This is a genomic window from Exilispira thermophila (genome assembly GCF_055389015.1).
In genome coordinates this window covers 300,281-322,196 of sequence record NZ_AP042476.1, presented here as the reverse complement: position 1 = coordinate 322,196, position 21,916 = coordinate 300,281, and the positions used below count along the sequence as shown (strand labels likewise).

General features: G+C 22.6%; 18 protein-coding genes and 1 other RNA gene. 3 read left to right on the top strand and 16 right to left on the bottom strand.

Annotated features, from left to right (window positions below):
• Positions 1-33 precede the first annotated feature (33 nt).
• The 16 genes from ACZ5EC_RS01325 to ACZ5EC_RS01250 all read right to left on the bottom strand — a co-directional run bounded on the left by ACZ5EC_RS01325 (position 34) and on the right by ACZ5EC_RS01250 (position 17,898).
• Complete coding sequence (locus ACZ5EC_RS01325; RefSeq protein ID WP_464303165.1) at positions 34-549, bottom strand: Gx transporter family protein; 516 nt, start codon at positions 547-549, stop codon at positions 34-36.
• Between the two features lie 10 nt (positions 550-559).
• Complete coding sequence (locus ACZ5EC_RS01320; protein ID WP_464303164.1) at positions 560-937, bottom strand: NusG domain II-containing protein; 378 nt, start codon at positions 935-937, stop codon at positions 560-562.
• On the bottom strand, positions 912-1,826 hold the full coding sequence (locus tag ACZ5EC_RS01315) for a peptidyl-prolyl cis-trans isomerase (protein WP_464303163.1): 915 nt from the start codon (positions 1,824-1,826) through the stop codon (positions 912-914). Before ACZ5EC_RS01315 ends, ACZ5EC_RS01320 begins: the two co-directional genes overlap by 26 nt.
• A 291-nt stretch (positions 1,827-2,117) precedes the next feature.
• On the bottom strand, positions 2,118-3,728 hold the full coding sequence (locus tag ACZ5EC_RS01310) for a Mur ligase domain-containing protein (protein WP_464303162.1): 1,611 nt from the start codon (positions 3,726-3,728) through the stop codon (positions 2,118-2,120).
• 19 nt (positions 3,729-3,747) lie between these two features.
• Positions 3,748-5,409: a uridine kinase family protein gene (locus ACZ5EC_RS01305; protein WP_464303161.1), complete on the bottom strand. Its 1,662-nt coding sequence runs from the start codon at positions 5,407-5,409 to the stop codon at positions 3,748-3,750.
• Between the two features lie 17 nt (positions 5,410-5,426).
• Positions 5,427-5,601: non-coding RNA, 6S RNA (gene ssrS / locus ACZ5EC_RS01300), on the bottom strand.
• 61 nt (positions 5,602-5,662) lie between these two features.
• Complete coding sequence (dnaJ, locus tag ACZ5EC_RS01295; RefSeq protein ID WP_464303160.1) at positions 5,663-6,790, bottom strand: molecular chaperone DnaJ; 1,128 nt, start codon at positions 6,788-6,790, stop codon at positions 5,663-5,665.
• 86 nt (positions 6,791-6,876) lie between these two features.
• Entirely contained in the window at positions 6,877-8,850 is a 1,974-nt protein-coding gene (gene dnaK / locus ACZ5EC_RS01290; protein WP_464303159.1) for a molecular chaperone DnaK, read from the bottom strand.
• A 478-nt stretch (positions 8,851-9,328) separates the two neighbouring features.
• Positions 9,329-10,096, bottom strand: a complete 768-nt coding sequence (locus tag ACZ5EC_RS01285) for a nucleotide exchange factor GrpE (protein WP_464303158.1) — start codon at positions 10,094-10,096, stop codon at positions 9,329-9,331.
• A 274-nt stretch (positions 10,097-10,370) separates the two neighbouring features.
• Positions 10,371-11,660, bottom strand: a complete 1,290-nt coding sequence (gene hemW / locus ACZ5EC_RS01280) for a radical SAM family heme chaperone HemW (RefSeq protein WP_464303157.1) — start codon at positions 11,658-11,660, stop codon at positions 10,371-10,373.
• Positions 11,657-12,226 (bottom strand): S26 family signal peptidase, encoded by a 570-nt coding sequence (locus tag ACZ5EC_RS01275; protein ID WP_464303156.1) that lies wholly within the window; start codon positions 12,224-12,226, stop codon positions 11,657-11,659. The genes hemW and ACZ5EC_RS01275 overlap by 4 nt, the downstream gene beginning before the upstream one ends.
• Positions 12,227-12,439: 213 nt before the next feature.
• Positions 12,440-13,807, bottom strand: coding sequence for a tetratricopeptide repeat protein (locus ACZ5EC_RS01270; protein ID WP_464303155.1), 1,368 nt, complete (start codon positions 13,805-13,807; stop codon positions 12,440-12,442).
• A 346-nt stretch (positions 13,808-14,153) separates the two neighbouring features.
• A complete protein-coding gene (locus ACZ5EC_RS01265) occupies positions 14,154-15,020 on the bottom strand; it encodes a hypothetical protein (RefSeq protein ID WP_464303154.1) in 867 nt (288 codons plus the stop codon).
• A 54-nt stretch (positions 15,021-15,074) separates the two neighbouring features.
• Positions 15,075-16,706, bottom strand: coding sequence for a hypothetical protein (locus ACZ5EC_RS01260; RefSeq protein ID WP_464303153.1), 1,632 nt, complete (start codon positions 16,704-16,706; stop codon positions 15,075-15,077).
• A 91-nt stretch (positions 16,707-16,797) separates the two neighbouring features.
• Positions 16,798-17,346: a hypothetical protein gene (locus ACZ5EC_RS01255; RefSeq protein ID WP_464303152.1), complete on the bottom strand. Its 549-nt coding sequence runs from the start codon at positions 17,344-17,346 to the stop codon at positions 16,798-16,800.
• A 288-nt stretch (positions 17,347-17,634) separates the two neighbouring features.
• Positions 17,635-17,898, bottom strand: a complete 264-nt coding sequence (locus ACZ5EC_RS01250) for a hypothetical protein (protein ID WP_464303151.1) — start codon at positions 17,896-17,898, stop codon at positions 17,635-17,637.
• Between the two features lie 463 nt (positions 17,899-18,361).
• Here ACZ5EC_RS01250 and ACZ5EC_RS01245 point away from each other — a divergent pair, with 463 nt between their 5' ends.
• The 3 genes from ACZ5EC_RS01245 (at position 18,362) to ACZ5EC_RS01235 (ending at position 21,898) form a co-directional block, all read left to right on the top strand.
• Positions 18,362-18,910 (top strand): hypothetical protein, encoded by a 549-nt coding sequence (locus tag ACZ5EC_RS01245; RefSeq protein ID WP_464303150.1) that lies wholly within the window; start codon positions 18,362-18,364, stop codon positions 18,908-18,910.
• 181 nt (positions 18,911-19,091) lie between these two features.
• Positions 19,092-19,841 (top strand): tetratricopeptide repeat protein, encoded by a 750-nt coding sequence (locus tag ACZ5EC_RS01240; RefSeq protein WP_464303149.1) that lies wholly within the window; start codon positions 19,092-19,094, stop codon positions 19,839-19,841.
• 32 nt (positions 19,842-19,873) lie between these two features.
• Positions 19,874-21,898 carry a tetratricopeptide repeat protein gene (locus tag ACZ5EC_RS01235; RefSeq protein ID WP_464303148.1) on the top strand — a complete coding sequence of 675 codons (2,025 nt, stop codon included), beginning with the start codon at positions 19,874-19,876 and terminating at the stop codon, positions 21,896-21,898.
• Positions 21,899-21,916: the final 18 nt, after the last annotated feature.

Sequence of the window (21,916 nt, the reverse complement as noted above, 5' to 3'; positions counted from 1 at the left end):
AAATTATTTTATAATATGGTTATATCCATTTTTTTATATAAATTTTATCTGCAAATATTTATTTTTTATATTCAATGCAATAAAACCTGTTATAAAACCTGTAATCAATGATAAAAGAAAGGTAATATATATTAATGAAACTACTGAAATATCATTAATTATTATAATAGCATAAGCAAACAATTGTAACAAATTTGAAAAATAAGCAATAATGATAGACTTTGTAACAATCGTTAACCCTTTTATCCTTTTTAATAAAATCATTATTAAAAAAGCCCCAAAATTTCCTGATAAAGACATTAATACAGTTGGTGAGAAAAGTAATCCTGAAAAAAATAAAGAGATAATAGATTTAAATAACACAATTAAAAATAGTTGTGAATTTCCTATATCTTCAAAAACTAACAGTATAGGAATATTACCAATACCAATTTTAAAAAAGATGAATATTCTGGGTAAAAAATTTTCAATAAAAGACAAAATTCCTGAAACAGATGCAAAAAAGTAGATAAATTTATTATCTTTTTTTTTAAATTCTATTATTTCCATAGTTCTTAAATTATTTGCTTATTGAATCGTATTTCACTTTCCTTCCAATTATCTTAACTATCAATTTATTTGGAATACAAACAATTATTTGATTTGGTTTAGAGATCCATCCTGTTAATACACAAATTTTTTCAGGGCAATCGCTTTTCTTTACCCTTACCCTATTTGATTTGATTTCAATTACAATATTTCCATTTTTTAAATTAACAATACGATCTTCGTTTAAAGGAAATCTATACACATTATTTTTATATTTAATATAAACAATAAGAAAGTTGCTTACCTTTGATGTTGAAAAATAAAAAATTAATGTTGACAATAAAAAAAGAATTAAAATTGCAAGAAGATCATTTTTTTTATATTTAATTAGATTTAAATATTTTTTCAAGATTATCCTCAAAAAATTCAATTTTCGAATTTTCCATAAGTTTTTCAACATAACTATAAAATTTATCCATATAAATCTGTTCTTTTAAAGATTCTTTAAGTTTTTCTTTGATCTCATCAAAACTTTTTTGTACATTAGTTTGAACATCTTCAAGTTTGTATAATAAGTATTTATTTTCAAATTTAATAAAATTCGAAATTTGCCCTATACCAAGCTTTAAAAGTTCTTTTTTTATATTTTCTTCAAAAGCATCAATTGGATAATAGCCAATATTTCCTCCATCATCTTTATATTGATCAATTGAATACTGCTTTGCTAAATTGCTAAATTTTGCACCTTTTTTAAGTTTATTCAAAATCATATTTGAAAATCGAGTAAATTTCTCTTCATCAAGAGTAATCTGGGAAAGTTTATAGAGCTTTTTAGGAGTTAAAAAATCTTTATTTGTTTCATAATACTTTTTTAAATCCTCTTCAGTAAAATCAATTGGTTCAATAACTTTTAATTTCAACATCTTTTTTAAAAGTAATTCTTCCCTTAATTTTTTAATAAAATCATCTTCATTTAAACCTTTATCATCCAGAGCAATTAAATATTCAGTTTCATGTTTAAACTTTTGCATAAAATTTTCTTTTTCCTTTTGCAATTCTTCATCACTAACAGTTAATCCTTCCTTTTTAGCCTGTTGAATAATTAATTTTTCATAAATAATTGAATAAAATGTTTCAAAAAATAACTCCTTTAACTCTTCAGAAGATATTTTATCTTCAGGGTAGTCCTTATAATAATTATCAATCTCAATATTATAAATTGCATCAAGTTCTGCATAATAAATTTTTTCTCCATTAACCTTACAAATTGGTAATTTTAACAAATCTTTTTTATTCATATCTACCTCATAAATTAAATTTTAATTTTTTATTAATTTATATTTTCTATATTTATTAATAATAATTTAGTTTCTCTATATTATTTTTTTCTTATATTTTTTTAATAATAATTTGATTTCTATATTATTATTCTTTCTTATATTTTTTAATATAAATGTAACTTCCATTTTATTATATATTCTTAATATCTTCTATTTATAAAATCATAATTGGGATTGTCTAATAATTCTATTATAGTTATTATGGTTACATTGATTGTAATAATATTTTATTATTAAAAAATTTATATATTACAATTTATTTTTATTAAAATATCTTCGCGCTATATCAATAATTGAACCTGCTCCTATAAAAAGTATAACACTTTCTGAAAATTTTTCTAAAAAATCAAATAACTGCTGTTCTATATCAAAACAATTCACTCTATCTCTCTTCTTTGAAATTTCAAAACATAAATTATTATGAGAAATCCTTTTAATATCCTCTTCAGTATCTCTTTGTTTATAGATAGGTAGAAAAATAACATGATCAGGTATATTAAAAGAGTTTATAAATCCTTTAAACAAATAATATGTTCTTGAATATTGGTGAGGTTGAAATATAGATATTGTTTTTTTATCTGGATATTTTTGTTTCACCATTTTTAAAAATGTTTTTATTTCTGAAGGATGATGAGCATAGTCATTAATAACAATATTTCTATTTTTATCAATTCCCATAATATCAAATCTACGTTCTATTCCTTTATATCCTTTAATTAAATCAAATATCTTTTTTTTTGAAAACCCCAATGTCTTTAAAAATATATAAACTGAGGTAATATTTGCTGCATATTCCTTAGATGGAAAAGGGAATAAAAGTTCTGTTTCTTTTTTATAAAATTCTTTATAATTAAATATTTTCTCTTTTTTTAATTCTTTTAAATTTTTTATATATTTTAATGCATTATTTACATTTTTTACCTTATAAACTTCTGTTAAAAATACTTTCTCACTATTAAAAATTTTACTTTTTCCTTTATAATTATAAAAATATAAATGTGATAGAATTTTTTTTAATATATCTATATTAACCTTTTTAGAAAGAATATTTATAAGTTCATGAATTTTCATAAAATCAGAATAAAAATAATAATTTTTTATAAATGGTAAAGAAACTATAAATTCTAATAATTGAATTTCTTCATAAGTAGAAACATGTAAAATTATTTTATTTTCCCCTTTTAAATGAAGAATAAAATCTTTAAAAGCATTTAAATAATTTTTTTTATTTTTATAGTAATCAACATGATCCATCTCAAGAGAAGGTATTATAATTGTATCTGGATAAAAATTTGAAAAGGTTTCTTTGTATTCACAGGCTTCCCCTATAAATAAAATCCCTTTAAAAGCTCCATTTTTTTTTGTCTTTTTTACATTGGTACCAACCAGATAACTTATCCTATCAGTATCCCACAATGAATCTACTAAAATACCTGAAACAGAACTTTTTCCATGAGTACCTGTAATAGCTACAGATTTAAATTTATTGAAAAAGAAAGATAATCCTTCTCCATAGGTAATTATAGGAATATTCAATTTTTCAGCAGTAATAATCTCAATATTATTATCAGGAATTGCTTCAGATTTAATAACCAGTTCAATGTCTTTACTTAAATTTTCTACTTTATGTCCAATAAAAACATTTACACCTTCACTTTTTAAACTCTTTGTCTGGTCATTTTCTAAATCAGAACTTCCAGAAACATGTTTTCCTATCCCTTTAAATAACCTTGCTAAAGCAGACATTCCAATCCCTGAGATTCCTATAAAATATATTTTGTGGCTTCTTTCAATTAAAGAAATTATTGAGAGGTTTTCATTTATCTTTTCAACTAAAGAAGAGCTAAATTTATAATTCATTTTTATTATCCATAAATAATTATTTTGCTCTCAAATATAAAGCACTTCCTATAAATTCTCTTAGAATTGAGGTTGTAGGAACAAAATCAGCAGGTATTGGTAAAAAATGTAAAATAAATTCTGATAAAAAATTAGCCATTGGATAGTTTGGAGAATCTTTCTTAATTGATTTCAATAATGGTTCTGCAAAAGGTCTTAAAACTGATAATTCATAAGGTAAAGCAGAATTAAAATATTGATCAGCTTCATTTTGAAATGGGAAAATATTTCTTTCCTCTCCTCTTCGAACAGAAGGCCATCTTGAAAGTGTTTCATCAGCAGATATCCCTCTATATCGATAATCCCTTACAAGTCTTCTAAATAATCTTGCTATTGTTGTTGGAATTCTAACACTATCAGTTATATTAACCTGAGTTAAAGGTGAAATATAAATTTTAAATTTAAATTTATTATCAACATCATAAGTTAATCGTGGATTTAATCCATGAATTCCTTCAATAATAATTATCTCATCACCTTTTGGTGTATATTCAATATATTCATTTGACCTTCTTCCGATTTTAAAATCAAAAATAGGTAATTTAGTTTTTTCTCCGTTTAAAATACTATTAAGATTTTTATTAAATAATTCAATATCAAGAGCTTCTAGTGCTTCAAAGTCATAATCTCCATTTTCATCTTTTGGAGTTTGTTCTCTATTTAAAAAATAATTATCTAGAGAAATTGCATATGAAGAGATTGATTCTGACCTTAAATAAACCATTAACTTTTTAGAAAAAGTAGTTTTTCCAGATGAGGAAGGCCCAGCAATTAAAACAATTCTTGCATTTTCTTTTTTCTTAATGTCATCAACAATCTTAACTATTTTTTTATTTTGTAATGCTTCAGAAATCAAAATAACTTCTAATGCTTTTTTATTAACAATCAATTTATTTAACTTCCCAAGGTTTTCAAACCCTAAGATTTTTCCCCAATCTTCCTGCTCTTTATATACATAAAATAATTTTTTTTGATCAACAAATTCTGAAAATTCAGGAAATTCATTTCTTTTAGGATACCTTAACAAGATTCCATCTTTATATAAAGAAAGTTTAAAATATTTCAAAACGCCAGTATTAACAACAAGAGGTGTTAAACTAATATCATAAAAATCTTTAATATGAGAAACCAAGACAGCATTTAATGAGGAATATTTTAAAAAGTTGTATTTATCTCTATATTTAATAAAATTATTTAAAGCTTCATCTTTTTCCCAGAATTCAATATCAATTGGTAAATGTATATCAACAACTTTTTTCATAAAAGATTCTATTTGATTTACCATCTCTTCTGTTACTTTTTCATCATTATATAAATAAAAGTATAAACCATCAGAAAGAGAATGTGAAATCACCAATCTCTTTTCAGGGTAAAAATGGTAAAAAGAATGGAAAAGTAAAAAAGTTAGAGAATTTACATAAATTCTAAATCCAAATTCATCTTTTGGAGTTATTAATTTTACAATACTATCTGCTTTCAATTTATAATTAAGAGAAACAACTTTATTATTTACTTTAGCAGCTACATAGTTATCTATCTTTTCAAGAGGAATATTTAATTCATCAGTTAACTCAATAACTTTTGTATTAGCTGGCACAACTAATTTTTTATCGCATATTTCAATATTAAGGTTTCTTAACATAAATAACTCCATAGAAAAATATACCCGGGTTAACGATCCGAAAGAGGGAATTGAACCGTTTAGGTTCAAGTGGGATCTCGCACCTCTGCTTCAGGAAGTTATTCACCTCTCATCCACAGAGGATATAAAAATCCCCTACTATAAAAGTGTCGGTTTCAATTATAGTCTTTCTTCCCGTTAACCCAGGCATAAATATAGTAAAACATTATGAAAAATTTACAAATAATTTTTTAGAACTTCCAAATTTAAAGCTTTATGTTAAAGCTTTTGGTGAAACTTTTTTTGGTGGAGAAGATAATTCATACAATTTTTTAAGTAAATCTTTCTCTTGATAAGATAAGTGTGCTGGTACATCTATTTCAACTTTTAAATATAGATCACCTTTTCTCATTTTATGTATATCATATATACCTTCACCTTTAATTCTTAACATTGTACCATTTTTAGTATGAGGGGGAATTCTAACTTTAACTTCCTTTCCCTCAATTGTTTCTATATAAATAGTATCTCCAAAAATTGCTTGATAAAAAGAGATTGGAACAATACTATATAAATCTGCACCTTCTCTTTTAAATTTTTTATTTGGTTTTATATTGATTATAATATACAAATCACCATTAATACCACCATTAATTGCTTCTTCACCTTCTCCAGAAATTTTTAATTTAGTATTGGTATCAACCCCTTTTGGAATTTTAACTTTTACTTTTTTATTTTGCTTAATTGTACCTTTACCTTTACATTTAGTACAAGGATGTCTGTTAATAGTTCCTGAACCATGGCATGTTGGACAGGTTGTAGATACAGTAAAAAATCCCTGTCTTGTAGTATATTGACCAGTACCATGACATGTTGGGCATGTTTCTAAAGTAAACCCTTTTTGTACACCTGTACCACCACATTGTGGACATTTTACATCTTTATAAAGCTGAATTTCAACTTCTTTTCCTTTTGCTGCATCCTCTAAATCTATAGAAAGTTCATAATAAAGATCAGCTCCTTTTTGTCTTCTATGAGTTCTTGTTCCACCCCTTCTTGATGAGGAAAAACCTCCACCAAAAAAAGATGAAAATATATCTGAAAAATCTCCAAATAAATCATCAAAATCAGAAAATCCTCTTCCTCCACCAGAAAAAGGATCATATCCAGCTCCATTAAAATCTACATGGCCATATCTATCATACATAGCTCTTTTTTCATCATTCGCTAAAACTTCATAGGCTTCAGTAATTTCTTTAAATTTTTCTTCAGCCTCTTTATTACCAGGATTTCTATCAGGATGATATTTCATTGCTAATTTCTTATATGCTTTCTTAATTTCCTCTTTAGAAGCAGTTCTTGATACCCCTAAAATTTCATAATAATCTTTTTTCGCAGCCATATATGGTTATCCCATCCATTTTTTATTCATAAATTTAGTAAATAATAAAGAGGGGAAAATTCCCCTCTTTTTAAAAGTATTAATGTTTATTTATCTTTCTTATCATCATCAACAACTTCATAATCTGCATCAACAACATTGTCATCTTTTGATTTTTCTTCAGTAGTTGCACCTTCTGCATTTGCTTGTTCATCAGGTTTAGTTTGTCCTTGAGTTCCAGTTCCAGCACCTGCTGTATTTGCATTTTGCCCCTGAGCTGATGCTTGTTGATACATCTTTTCAGTAATTGAATAACTTACTTTTTTTAATTCTTCCATTGCAGTTTTAATAGCCTGTACATCATTTTCATTCATTTTGGATTTTAAGTTGTCAATAGCTTTTTGTACTGGTTCTTTTTCAGCTGCAGTTATTTTATCACCATATTCCTTTAAAGTTTTTTCAATAGAATAAATTAAAGTATCAGCTTCATTTCTTGCTTCTATAAGCTCTTTTTTCTTTCTATCTTCTTCTTTATGGGCTTCAGCTTCTTTAATCATTTTTTCTATTTCTTCTTCTGTTAAACCTGATTTAGCTTCAATTTTAATTTTTTGTTCTTTACCAGTAGCTAAATCCTTTGCTGAAACATGCATGATACCATTTGCATCAATATCAAATGTAACCTCTATTTGTGGTACACCACGTGGTGCTGGAGGAATACCTACAAGATCAAACTGGCCAAGTAACTTGTTATCTCTAGCCATTGGTCTTTCGCCCTGGAAAACCCTTATAGATACAGCTGTTTGATTATCTTCTGCAGTGGAGAATATTTGAGATTTTTTAGTAGGTATTGTAGTATTTCTTTCTATAATTTTAGTAAATACTCCTCCTAATGTTTCAATACCCAATGATAAAGGTGTTACATCAAGTAAAAGAATATCTTTTACTTCACCTGCTAAAACACCTCCTTGAATTGCTGCTCCGACAGCAACAACTTCATCAGGATTAATTCCTTTATGAGGCTCTTTTCCAAAAATCTCTTTTACAATAGATTGAACTTTTGGAATTCTTGTTGAACCCCCAACTAAAATAACTTCATTAATATCAGAAGGAGATACACCTGCATCCTTCATTGCATTTTCACAAGGAATTCTAGTTCTTTCAACCAGGTCATCTATTAATTGTTCAAATTTAGCTCTTGTTAATTTTTTATTTAAATGTTTAGGGCCTGATTGATCAGCAGTAATATAAGGTAAAGTTATATCTGTTTCCATCGTAGATGATAACTCTTTTTTAGCTTTTTCAGCTGCTTCTTTTAATCTTTGTAAAGCCATTTTATCTTTAGATAAATCTATTCCTGTTTCAGATTTGAATTCATCAATTAACCAATTCATTATTCTCTGGTCAAAATCATCACCACCTAAGTGAGTATCACCATTTGTTGATTTTACTTCAAATACACCGTCACCTATTTCAAGAATTGATATATCAAAAGTTCCACCACCAAGGTCATAAACAGCAATAATTTCATTAGATTTTTTATCAAGACCATAAGCTAATGCTGCAGCAGTTGGTTCATTAATAATTCTTTCAACATTTAAACCTGCAATTTTTCCAGCATCTTTAGTTGCCTGTCTTTGTGAATCGTTAAAATATGCAGGTACTGTAATAACAGCTCTATTTACTTCTTCACCAAAATAATCTTCAGCAATTTTTTTCATTTTCATTAATACTCTTGCTGAAATTTCTGGGGGAGAATACTGTTTACCTTTAATATTAACTCTTACATCACCATTAGGACCCTGTTCTATTTTATATGGAACTGTTTTTATTTCTTCACCTACTTCAGCATATTTTCTTCCCATAAATCTTTTAATTGAGAAAATAGTATTTTCAGGATTAGTAATCATCTGGTTTTTTGCTGGAATACCAACTAAAATCTCACCATTATCTAAAAATCCTACTACTGAAGGGGTAGTTCTCAATCCCTGTTCATTGATAATTACAGTAGGTTCTCCACCTTCCATTACTGCAACACAAGAATTGGTAGTACCTAAATCAATTCCTATGATCTTATTTCCCATAAACTAACTCCTATTTTTTTTATATTTTATTTTACTTTGTTTTATTTATATTATTAAAATATTTTATTTTACAATATTATGTTTTATTAATATCTAGATTTATTCTAACTTTTAAACTTTTTTACTTTTTTTTTTCATAATCTTATTATTCTATAATTTCTTTAATTAAGTTTTTTTATATCTTTTTTAACTTATTATCTTTTTTTTATATAATTTTAGTTATAAACTTTTATTTTTTGTCTATATATCTTATTCCTTACTATTTCTATTCCTTAATTTTATAATTAAATTCTTAATTTTAATTAAATCTTTTTATTCTTATTTATAACTAATTATAAATTAATAAATTTTATTATAAAAATAAATAAAAATTTTTAATAATTTAGATTTTTTCCCATTTTCTCTTTATTAAAAATAAATTCTTCTTCCAATTAAAAATCCATTTTTTTAATAACAAATTTATAAAAATAGAATATATTTATTTGATCTCTTCTTTACTATCATTATCATTTTTATCATTATTATTAATATTATCTTTCTTTGTAGAATCTAAAGTACTGCTATTTTTACTACTATCTTCTGCTTTTTCTTTTTTTCCACCATTAGCGCCTTTCATCCCTTTTCGAACAACAACCTTAGCAGTTCTTATAACTCTATCTGCAAGTATATAACCTTTTTGTATAACTTCCTCTATAGAAAGACCATCAGAATTTTTATCTTCAACTATTGTAATAGCTTCATGATATATTGGATTAAATTTTTCACCTTTTTTTCCAACACTTTTTAGATTATATTTTTTTTCAAGTAGGTCATAAAAAGATCTCTCAATTAATTTTATCCCTTCAAAAAATGGATCATCTTTTTCTGATTCATTCCCACTTGCAATAGCTCTATCAAAATTATCAAGAATAGGTAAAAGATCTTCAATTAATTTTTGAGTAGAATATTTTGCAAACTCTTCTTTTTCTCTTCTCATTCTTTTTTTATAATTTTCAAATTCAGCTTTTAGTCTCAATAAAGATTCTTTGAAATCATCTCTTTCTTTACTAACTTTTTCTAACATTTCACTTTTCTCATCAAGAGCTTGTTTTAGCAAAATTAACTCCTCAATTGCATTATCATCTATATTTTTTGAAATTTCTTCTTTTAACTTCTTTTTCTTTAAAACTTCATCATTTGACTCAGTTTTAGAATTTTTAGTTTTTTCAATATCTTCTTTTTTTACATTTTCATTTTCTTTCTTCATTTTTCTCCTTCCATTTATAAATTTTTAATTTTAATTCATTTTCATTTTATTTATTTTCATTTAATTTTAGAATTAATTTTTATTATAGTTATATTATTTTTTTCTATACAATCTCTTCAATATACTACAAAAAAATATCTAATATTAAAAAATGCAGTAACAAAAAATCGAGATTAAATAATTTGCTTTAAATTAGATTTCTCCTGTGCTATCATAAGATAACAAAATTATATTTAATGGTCAATAATATTTGGCAAATATAATTAAAAAATAATTAAATTAATTTGCTGATAATATCATTAAAAAAAATAAAATATTCTGGGACAATTTTTAAATAATTATCTATTATTTTTACTTTTTTTTCTTCCAGTAACTCATTTAAAATAGTTGCTTTTTCTTTTATAAAATTTTGATGAAACCTTTTTTCATATTCTTTTAATGAAAGACCTTTATTTAATCTTAAAGAAAGCATGATAAATTCTTCTTCAACTTCAATTTTTGTAAGATTTTCAATTTCTGAAAAATAATTTCTATTTATATTATAAAAATTTAAAAATTCTTTTTTATCTTTACAACTATTTTTGAAACTATAATTTTCAATAATTTTGTTTTTTTTCTCATAAAATGAAATATATTTGTTTAGCAACCCATTTTTATATCTAATATTTTTAAAAAAACCAGATGCAGAAGGCCCAAATCCTAAATAAGGTTTTCTTTTCCAGTAAACAATATTATGTTTTGAAAAATAGTTTCTATTTTGTGCAAAATTTGAAATTTCATATTGTTTGTATCCATTTTCTTTACACCACTTCAATGCCAGTAAATAATCATTAACTGTTTTTTCCTCTATTTTATCTATTTTATTTTTTATCAAAGAGTATAATCTTAAATCTTTGTAAATAGTTAACATATAAATTGAAATATGCTGAATCTTAAAAGTTTTTAATATATCTAAGTTTTTTACAACTGAAGAATACGGTAATCCAGTAATTAAATCACACGAAATATTATCAAAATGTTTTGTTGCAATCTCAATTGCATGTAAATTTTTTTTATTATTTCCTCTTCTTTCAAGAAATTCTAAATCTTTGTTTTCAAATGATTGAATACCAATAGATATTCTATTTATACCTGATTTTTTATAAAATGAAATTTTTTGTTCTGTTAGATCTTCTGGATTTGCTTCAATTGTTATTTCACATTTTTTTTCAATTTTAAATCTTTTATTAATATGAAGCAGGATATGTTCAATAATATGAGGATCAAGTATTGAAGGTGTACCTCCTCCAAAATAAATTGTTTTTATTTTGTAATTTGAAAAAAAAATACTATAAAAATCTATTTCATTTTCTATAGCATTAACAAAAGATTTTATTATTTCATTTATTTTGTTATTTTGAAATTTTTTACTAGAATTGCTTTTTAATAAATTAAAAGGTTTTAACCCAATTGAATAAAAATCACAATAATTACATTTGTACAAACAAAACGGGATATGAATATATATAGATAAACTTTTATAATTATTTATTATTTTATTATCTGAGTTTATATTATCTTTCAATATACAATTTTACCTGTAATATTTTTTTTGGATAAAGAACCAATTACAAAAGAATCAAAGTAATCATTATTATCAATGGAAATACAAAAAAGCTCATTATCAAAAAGTTTAAATTTAATGTTTTCATAATAAATTGGTAATTTTATCTCTTTAATAAATTTATTATTTATAAATAACTTACCTTTTTGAATAGTGACTACATCTCCACTTTTCCCTACAATTTTGTATAAATTTAAATGATATTTTTCATCAAAATTTTTAATAAATAACCCAAATGATATTCTATTTAAAATTCTATCAAAATAATATTTTTCAAAAGAAAAAGATGAATTAGAATAGATTATAATGTCATTATATTTAGTTGTTAAGTTAACAAGACCATTATTATAAATTATAATAACTTTACCATTTAATTTACCAGTATTATTGTTTATAACTCCAAAATCCATGAAAAAGAAAACAATACAATATATTATGAAAAATAATAATAATGAAGATAAAATAAAAATAATTAAATTTGGCTTTTTTTTCGATTTATATACAAAACCTCTCTGAATATACCCCATAAATTTTATTTCTCTCTATCTTAATTTAATACATTTAAAATATATAAACTAATTACTACAATACTGATTACTTAAAATTATAAAAAAAGATTTAATTAAATATTTATAATATGAAATTTTTAATAATATTTCTAGAATATTTTTTTATATAATTTTTATATTACAATTTTTTGATTTAAAATTTATTATAAGAAGTTATTGTATAAAGTTTTTTTACATAATTTCTTTTAATAAATTACTTAATTTTGCCCTATCAATAATCTCAACTGGTCTTGACAAAGCAAGATTTTCAACTTCAGGTAAAGCAATGGTAGGAGCAATAATAAATGTTTTTGCTGCTTTTGCATATCTCATTTTTAAAAGAGCATCTTCAACTAAACGGGAATTAATAGGATTATTTAAATCTCTATAAATTATATAAAGTAGAGGTAATTTATCCATATTTTTCCATCCCGAAGGTGAACCTATTGCATTTGCTTCAATATATTTACCATCATCTTTAAATTCAATTTTGATAATTTTTGCTCCAAAATGGTGAATTAAATTTTTACAAATCTCCATAAAATCTTCATTTTTAGCTATAATAAACTCTTTGATACGATCATCATTTTTAAGATATTGGTAATTTGATAATTTTATAACCACATCTTTAAAACTTTTATTTACAGCATATATTTTTTCCCAGATATCTATAGCTTCTTCAATTTTATTAAAATTTTGATAAGCATCAGCTAAAAGATATAAAATATTCAATGCTGATTTAGATTTTTTATCAGGTACAAGAGCATATGCATTTTTAAGATATTTAATAGCGTTTTCAAAACTTTTTAATTTATAATATATCAATCCTAAATTAAAATTAGCATTTAACCCTAATTTTGGATGTTCAGTTGCTTTTGATAGATAAATAGTTGCTGATCTTAAATCACCCAATTCTTTCAATGTAAGACCATAAAAATAATTAGCTTCAGGTGAATTTGGAGCGATTTTACAGGCAGCTTGTAAATATTTTTTTGCTGTAGCAAATTGTTTTTTGTTATATAAAATTTCACCAATTGAATATATAGCATTTAAATTAGTATTTTTAATTTTTAGTGCTTTTTGATAAAATCCAAGTGCATGATCCCATTTTCCCTTTAGTTTAAAAAGATCTGCAATTCTTAAACAGGTATCTATATCATCAGGTTTCTTTTGATAAATTAACAATAATTCTTTTAATGCTTCATCAGTTTGCTTGTTGTTTAAATAAATTTCAGCCAATTTATACCTGACTTCAGTTTCATCTATATCATAATTTATTAAATTAAATTTAAAAAGTTGATTAAATTCACTTTTTGCTAAATTATAGTTTTTCAGATAAAAATATGCTAACCCAAGATAATAATGCGCTACAGGATCATCCGGTCTTTTTTCAATATATTTTTTTAACAAAGATATAGCCTCAGAAAACCTTTTCCCATCAATAAGAGTTTTTATTTTAGATAATTTAATAGGATTAAAAAAGATTTTAATTATAAAGAAAGTTGAAATAGTAATTATACCTGCTATTAAACCTATCATTATTGCAAAGTTTATACTCATAACAAGATAAAAATAATATTTTTTTTTTATTTGTAAAGACTTCAATTTTATTTAAAAGGTAAATAGATGTTGAGCCAGTATTTTTTATATTTTTTGGTTCATCTTTCATATTGTATTGATAATTATTCTAAATCCCCTGCAATTTGTAATATTTTTAATTTAAGATAATCATTATCTTTATAACCATATTCTCTTTTTAGTAATGTTTTTATTAGATTATATTAATATTTTTTATAACTTCATTTTTTCCCCCTGTACTTATTTTTTTAGTTTTTGGATAAATTATTTTTTTAAAGATTTTTTTATCCATTCATTTTGAAATTGAATCAAAATATGCAAAGTTAATTCACTTTAACTTTAAACTAAAATAAATATCAAAATATGGATTTAATACACCTTCAGTTAAACTGTTACTTATACTTAAAGTTATGCTGTTATCTTCACTTAACTTTATGCTAAATCCTGCTTTTAATATTATCTTAAATATATAAACCTCTTTATCTTTTACTTTAAATAATTCTTTGTATTCTGGTAATATGAAATTAAACTTTAAATGAATAAAATAACTTAAAATATAGTTTAATACTTCTGTGTAACCGATATTACCATTAAAGATTAAACTATAATAAAAATCATTTCCTTCTTTATACAATGAACAGGGTTTAAAGCTTAAATTTAATCCTGCTCCATAATTTAAAATTATTGGGTCTGTTATTTTGCTTGAATTTATACCCGATGATATATTAAAATAACCATTACTTATTGAATTATCCAAATTATTTCTATAATAAAACATTGGAAAATATCCTGATGGAATAGATAAATTGAAATAAATATCATTTATTGTGTTTGTGTAAAATGTATATTGTATTCCAATTGATGGACTTGATAATCCACCATAATAATTGAAAACAAAATATTGCCTTGTGAATTCATTAAAATTTTCATCATAATAAGTTTCAACTTTATATATTTTTTCAAAATTAACATCAAATGGTAAATATAAATTAAACTCAAAATCTTTTTTTAGTTGAAACATAAGATAAATATATGGAGTAAAATAATAATATGTAGAATAAGAATATTGATAAACATTAAAGTTAGTTCCTGTTAATAAAGATAAACTAAACTCCTTTCTTTTAACTCTGTTAAATTCTTCTGTTTTTACAATCTTATTAAAACTTAAAAAGAATAATAAAAATATTAAAAACAATAGTAAGCTATTTTTTTATATTTAATACTCAGAAATAAACCTCTTTAAACTACTTTACTTATATTTAAAATAATGATCATAATTAATATCTCTTAGTTTATTTAAAATCTTTGGTAGTTGCTCTATATTCCTAAAATATATAAATATCATTGAATCAAGATATGATAAAATTACATAATCAAGCTTATCAAATTCTTTTGTTAGATACATATCTCTTAATTTAACAAAATATTCTCTTGATTTATATTTTGATAAAAAAGTTAGTGTTGATATATCCTTAAATTCAGGATAATTTAATGAACACAATACTATTAATTTTGGATTTATTTTATATACTCCTTTTTCTAATTTAGTTATATTTATTCCATATGTTATTCTATCAAACCTATTAAGTATTTTTATATTACTATATTTTGTTTTTTTTAGATAGTTATTTATAATAGATTTTGTAATGGGATTCATTTCTTTATCTTTGAAAAGATTAACAAAATAACAATTTGATATATTATTAATAATTGAATTTATTGGAGTGTTAATGTTTTTGTATGCTTCTTTTATATCCTGTAGTTTTAAATTATAAACATATTTAATAAAATCCTTTATTACATTTTTACCCCTATATTCTGGAAAAAAATTATAACAATAATATCCAAATGATCTAAATCTTAATAAATTAAAATATAATATTGATAATACATCCCCTTTTCTATAAAAGTAATCTTGAATTTTACCTGTTTGTTTTAAATAATAAAAGAAAAATAGATTTCCAAATAATTCATCATAAAATTTATTTGTTTCATAAAAAATAGAATAATCTGATACTGTTGAAAAAATATCATCAAAAGTATTTGTAACTTTGATTTCTTTAAATTCAAAATTAAAAAGTTTTTTTAATATATCTTTACTGTCATATTTTTCTAAATATTTATCTCCATCATTTTTATAAAATTTTTCATTATATAAAATATGCATAAGTTCAATAACAAAGGAATAATCATATATATTGGAAAGTGTTATTGTTGAATATTTATATTCATGAACCGTAAATGAAATTGGTGTAAATAAAAATACATTACTATAAAAATTATAAAAGATTGAATAATAAATTTTTGTATTATTAATATTTATTGTCGTATTATATCTTTTTTTTAAAAAAGTATTTAAATCATTTAATCCTTTTATAAAAAAATTATTTGCATCTTTTTGAATAAAATTAATTAATTTTATATATTTTTTATCTTTTCTTATAATATTAAAATAGTTATATATTGGTAAATTTGAAGAATTTGTACTCTCTTCTAAATTTAAACGATGTAAATTATAATATGTAGAAATTATTCTATTATTTTTTAAATCTAAATTTCCCTTGTGTTTAATTAAAATGTTAAAGTTTTTACCATAATAAAGTTTGTTTATTTGCTCAATTTCAAATTTATATTTTTTATTTATATATTCAAAAAAATCTATTATTTTGTTTTTATAATATAAATGTTTTGTTTGCTTTATTAATTCATTTTCATTATAATAGAAATATGTTAAAAGTGAGAATAAAAAAAGATTTTTTTCAAAAAATAGATGATCTTTTAAATCTATGGAATTATTACATTTCCCGGATTGAAAGGAAAGAAATGAAATTATTGTTATTATATAAATTAAAATAAATTTTTTAAATAATATATTCTTCATAAACACCTCTCAAATATCTTATTTCATTTAATTATTATAGTTATATATAGAGGGAATATTTCCCCCTATATATAACAAAATTATAAATGACTTACCATCTTGGTAAAAAATCTTCATTAGTATTTATATGACTTGTAACCATATCAGCAAATGCTGCAGCAATTGAGACTTTTGTTGTAACCAATGTTGCTATTAAATTTCCATTTACAGAATTATATGCATATTGAACACTATATACTGTATTACCAGCTTTTTTAATTTCTTCTTTTATATAAATACCTTTATATGAAGGATATCCAGCTGAAGCTTTACAATGAAATTCATACCTGCAACTATGTTTTGGATTTTCAATATCATAGGGTTCTCCTTGATATGTTACACCGCCAGAATATAAATTATGAGCATCCCCCACAACCTTACTCATCTCTTCCTCATTTATTTCATTATCTCCAATAATTGCATCAAGTTCTTTGAAACTATCATCTTCATTATTGTTTATTGTAATTTCATTATTTTCTATAGCTTGAGAAAATATCTTTTGTCCAATTGAAGCTTTATTAACTTCTTCCGCAAATATGTTTATTGTAGTTAAAGAAATTAACAAAATTAATGCTACAAGTATATATGTAATTTTTCTCATCATTCTCCTCCATTTTATCTCTTTAGAAATTGATATTTTTCACAAATAATATTATCTTTATATTACCCTGCAGGTATGTGTTTTAACTTCTTTTTTTGTTAATAATAAAATTAAAATTATTAAGATTATATCCTAATTAAAATTTCTCTCCTTAGTACAGTTATGTAATAATTAAATTTAATCTTTTATATTATTAATCTAAAATATTTTATTTTTCTCTTTAGCCTTTGGCAACTGTAATCCAGTCGAGAAATTTTAATTAGGATATATTTTATTAACTTAATTATTTTAATTTAATATAACAATTTCAATTTTATTATTAACTGCAACAGCCACGGAAAAATTTAATTTGTATCTTTTTTCTTCTTTTAAAATTATTTTAAGTAATTGATTATTATAGTTAACAAGATTCAAGCTAAAATCAATTAATCCTTTGCATAATTTTTTATTATTTTGTGAAAAAAGAAATGATGATGAAAAATATAATAAAAAATCAATTAATAAAATAAATAAAATTTTTTTAATAATACTTTTTTTTACCTTAAAATACATATTTGTATCCAATACTCTACTATTTTAATTTTAATTAATTATTTAATTTACTTAAAAATGATTTTGAAAATTTTTAATAAATGTTAAAAATATGTCAAGTTATTTTTTATATTTTTTATTTTTATCTTTTTTATGTTTTATTTAACTTTTATTTATCTATTCTTTTAATTTATTTTAATCTTTTTATAATTAATATTTAATAAATTGTTTTTTACCCTTATAATCTCTATAGTCATCAATGCAAATTATTCCTTTATATACTTATTAATCTTTATTGATAACACATATTGTTAAACGTTAAATATTTTTAGATGCTATTAACTGTCGGGATGGTAAAAGGATAAAATTAATTTTTGATTCTTTTTTTAGTAATGTTTTTATTAGATTATATTAAAAATTATAATTGAAATTATAAATATTTTTAATAAAATTTTTATAAGAATAAAAATAAAGAAGATTTCAAATGAAAAAAAATAAATTAATTGTAAAAAAGAAATTTTTATTATCAAGTATTGTTTTTTTTATTCTATTTGTATTAATTTCGTATCTTTCAAAAGTTTATAAAATTTATGGTGGATTGGATGCTAAATTTGGCTATTCAGTAAAATATGCATACTCATTTATTGAACATATTGGAAGAAAAGGAATTCATAACTATTACTTAATCTTATTGGTAGATTTTTTTTATTTATTAGCTTACACTTCATTTTTATATTATACTTATAATTTAATTATACTTAATTATACTAAGAAAAATTTTAAAAATAAATTTTTATATAATTATATTGCTTATATAGCTTTTTTACCTGGAATATTTGACATAATAGAAAATATATTGATAATAGTTATTCTTTATAATTTTCCCAAACATTTAAATACATTGGTTAAAATTTTAAATATAGTAACTATTTCAAAGTGGATTTTTGTAATTTTTAACATATTGGTGATAATTATATTAATTGGAATTTTGCTATTTATGAAAATGCAATTAATAAAAATCAAACAAGAATGAAAACATTTTCTTAAAATAAAAAAACAGATACAATTATTTTAAGTTGTTAATTATTTTTAATGTTTTAATTAAATATATAAATTAATCAATATATTAATTTTTTGTTAAACCTGGTATATTATTAAAAATAATTATAAAAATACTTCTTAACTAAATCAATAATAATACGAAGTCAATAATAATGAAAAAAGAAAAAAAATATTTAATTTTGTTTTTATTGATAATATCTTTTCTATTGTTTGTATTTAAAGCTAAAACTCTCTTAGCTAAAGAAGATAATTATTTTAAACTTGGTGAACAATTTTATTTTGATAAAAATTTCGAAATTGCAAAAACCTTTTTCTTAAAAGCTTTAACATCTGATTCAACAAATTACAAAATCTATTATTATCTTGGAAATATTTATTTTATTGAAAAAGAATATGAAAAAGCAATAGAAACTTATTTAGATGGCCTCAAATTTAAAAAGGATGAAAAAAATTTTTATTACAATATTGCTGCATGTTATCATGCTTTAGAACAATTTGATAAAGCAATTGAATATTATAATAAATCGATTTCTTTAGATAATTCTTTTGCAAGTGCATATTTAAATCTTGGCATAGTATATTTTGATTTAAAAGACAAAAACAATTCAATATTAAATTTTCAAAAATATGTTCAATATTCAAAAAATGAAGAGAAAAAAAATAAAGTTTTAGCTTTAATTTCAGCAATGCAAAAAGATGATTTTACATTTCCTGAAAAACAAATAGCTTCAAACAATTCTTCAAATAATAAAGATCAGGAACAATCATCAAATAATGATAATCAAAATCAGGAAGATCAAAATAATGTTAATTCTTTACTTGATGATATACTTGAACAAGCTGGATCTGCTGATATTGAACAACCTGCTGGAGAAGAAACTGAAAATGAGGAAGATATTTAATATACTTATTCATATTAATCAGGAGTAAATTAATGAAAATAAAAAATAATAAAACTTTAATCACTTTAGTTATTGCTTTTACAATCTTTTCTTTACTTGGTATAGGTGGATTTTTAGTAGTTAAGTCTTTATCACCCAGTATTGAAAAACAAATTAAAGTTGCAAACTTATATATTGAAGCAGGAGACTTAAAATCTGCAAAAAAAATAATTGAAAAAATTTTACTTAAAGATCCTGATAATAAAGAAGCTTTTAAACTATTAAAAAAAATTACTGAGTTAGAGAAAAACCCTGAACTTTTAAATAAAGTTAATGAAAATGATAAAAAAAAGGGATCTAATGAAACTATTGTAAAACCTGAAACAAAAAAAGATAAAACAAATACTAAGAATCAAAATGAAGTTAAAGAAGAGGTAAAAAAAGAAGAGAAAAAAGAAGAAGTTAAAATAGATAAAAATCAACAAACCTACGATAAACTTGTTAAAGAAGGAGAATTAGAATATAAAAAACAAAACTTCTATAAAGCAATTGAATATTTTAAAGAAGCTTTAAAATATAAAAATAATCATTACAAAGCTTATCAAATGCTTTCAAAATCTTATCTTAAAATTTCAGATGATGACCCTTCTAACCTTGATAAAGCAATTGATAATGGTGAAAAAGCAATAAAATATAAAAAAGATGATATAGAGTCATATCTGGCTATTGCTGATTCTTTTTTTAAGAAAAACCAATTTGATAAATCCTTAGATTATTATAAAAAAGCAGCTGAAATAGATAAGTTTAATGAAAAGGCTCAACAGGGAATTGCTTTAAGTTTAATAAAACAGGGAAAAGAAGATGAAGCTAAACCTGAAATTGATAGATTATATACTATAAATCCTCAAAATTATTGGGCAAACAAATATAAGGGAAAATGGTTATTTGAACAAAAAGATTATACAAATTCCATTCCTTATTTACAGAAAGCTTATGAAAAAAATGATAACGATAAAGAAAATATTTATATGCTAGCTAAAGGATATTATATAAAGAAAAAGTATAATACTGTAATAAATATTCTAGGAAAAAGTATAACTTTTGAACCACTTTATAAAGATGAATTTATGTTACTTGCACTCTCATATTGGAAAACTGGAAGTAATAATTTAGCTAAGGATATGTTTAATAGAGGCATAAATATACCAGATATGTTTGATCCAACTTATTCATATAAAATTTACTATAATTTTGGTAAATTTTTAGAGTCAGTTGGGCAATATAAAGATGCAGAAGATAAATTTTTAAAAGCTATAGAACAAAATCCTCAATATTACTTACCTTATGAAGAGCTTGGATCACTTTACGTAAATGATTTAAAAGAGTATGATAAAGCAATAAATACTTTAAAAAAAGCAATTGACTTAGGAAGAAAAAACTATACAAATTATTACAATTTAGCAGTTGCATATAAAGAAACAAAACAAACAACAGAATCTTTACAAAATTTTAAATTAGCTTTGACTGAAGCAAAAAAAATAAAAGATGTTAAAACAAGATCAGAAAACACTGCTAAAATTTTAACTTTAATTGGTTCAATGATATATGATTCTAACCCAACTACTGCATTAAATTATTATAATACTGCAATAGGGTATTCCTCCCCTTTTGCTGAAACTTATTATGGTGCATTAACAACTATATTAAAACTAAAAGACTACTCTGACAAAAATAAAATAGAGCAGATTATTGCTAAAGGGAATACCAATATAAAAAAAACTATAACAACAACATCTGGAAGTTTAAAAATTGGAAAAGGATTGTTCTATCTAAAAGCTGCGAAAATATATTCTTTGTTAGATGATTTAAACAATGCACTTGAATATTCGAAAAAAAGTATAGATTATCTTGGTAATAATCCAGAAGCTTATGACCTTTATATTGAACTTTTAATAAAAGCAAAAAAATATAAAGAAGCTCTTAGTATAATCAATGATTATATGAAATTTGCTAATGATAAGAAAAAGCAAGAACTAATTGATTTAATTACAAAAATAAAAAACTTGATGAACTCTTAAAATTTTATTAAATTATTT

Bases quoted from the DNA above. Each gene is read 5' to 3' on its own strand.
- ACZ5EC_RS01325 (WP_464303165.1), bottom strand. From the start codon at position 549: ATGGAAATAATAGAATTTAAAAAAAAAGATAATAAATTTATCTACTTT.
- ACZ5EC_RS01315 (WP_464303163.1), bottom strand. From the start codon at position 1,826: ATGAATAAAAAAGATTTGTTAAAATTACCAATTTGTAAGGTTAATGGA.
- ACZ5EC_RS01310 (WP_464303162.1), bottom strand. From the start codon at position 3,728: ATGAATTATAAATTTAGCTCTTCTTTAGTTGAAAAGATAAATGAAAAC.
- ACZ5EC_RS01305 (WP_464303161.1), bottom strand. From the start codon at position 5,409: ATGTTAAGAAACCTTAATATTGAAATATGCGATAAAAAATTAGTTGTG.
- dnaJ (WP_464303160.1), bottom strand. From the start codon at position 6,790: ATGGCTGCGAAAAAAGATTATTATGAAATTTTAGGGGTATCAAGAACT.
- dnaK (WP_464303159.1), bottom strand. From the start codon at position 8,850: ATGGGAAATAAGATCATAGGAATTGATTTAGGTACTACCAATTCTTGT.
- ACZ5EC_RS01285 (WP_464303158.1), bottom strand. From the start codon at position 10,096: ATGAAGAAAGAAAATGAAAATGTAAAAAAAGAAGATATTGAAAAAACT.
- ACZ5EC_RS01275 (WP_464303156.1), bottom strand. From the start codon at position 12,226: ATGGGGTATATTCAGAGAGGTTTTGTATATAAATCGAAAAAAAAGCCA.
- ACZ5EC_RS01270 (WP_464303155.1), bottom strand. From the start codon at position 13,807: ATGAGTATAAACTTTGCAATAATGATAGGTTTAATAGCAGGTATAATT.
- ACZ5EC_RS01260 (WP_464303153.1), bottom strand. From the start codon at position 16,706: ATGAAGAATATATTATTTAAAAAATTTATTTTAATTTATATAATAACA.
- ACZ5EC_RS01255 (WP_464303152.1), bottom strand. From the start codon at position 17,346: ATGAGAAAAATTACATATATACTTGTAGCATTAATTTTGTTAATTTCT.
- ACZ5EC_RS01250 (WP_464303151.1), bottom strand. From the start codon at position 17,898: ATGTATTTTAAGGTAAAAAAAAGTATTATTAAAAAAATTTTATTTATT.
- ACZ5EC_RS01245 (WP_464303150.1), top strand. From the start codon at position 18,362: ATGAAAAAAAATAAATTAATTGTAAAAAAGAAATTTTTATTATCAAGT.
- ACZ5EC_RS01240 (WP_464303149.1), top strand. From the start codon at position 19,092: ATGAAAAAAGAAAAAAAATATTTAATTTTGTTTTTATTGATAATATCT.
- ACZ5EC_RS01235 (WP_464303148.1), top strand. From the start codon at position 19,874: ATGAAAATAAAAAATAATAAAACTTTAATCACTTTAGTTATTGCTTTT.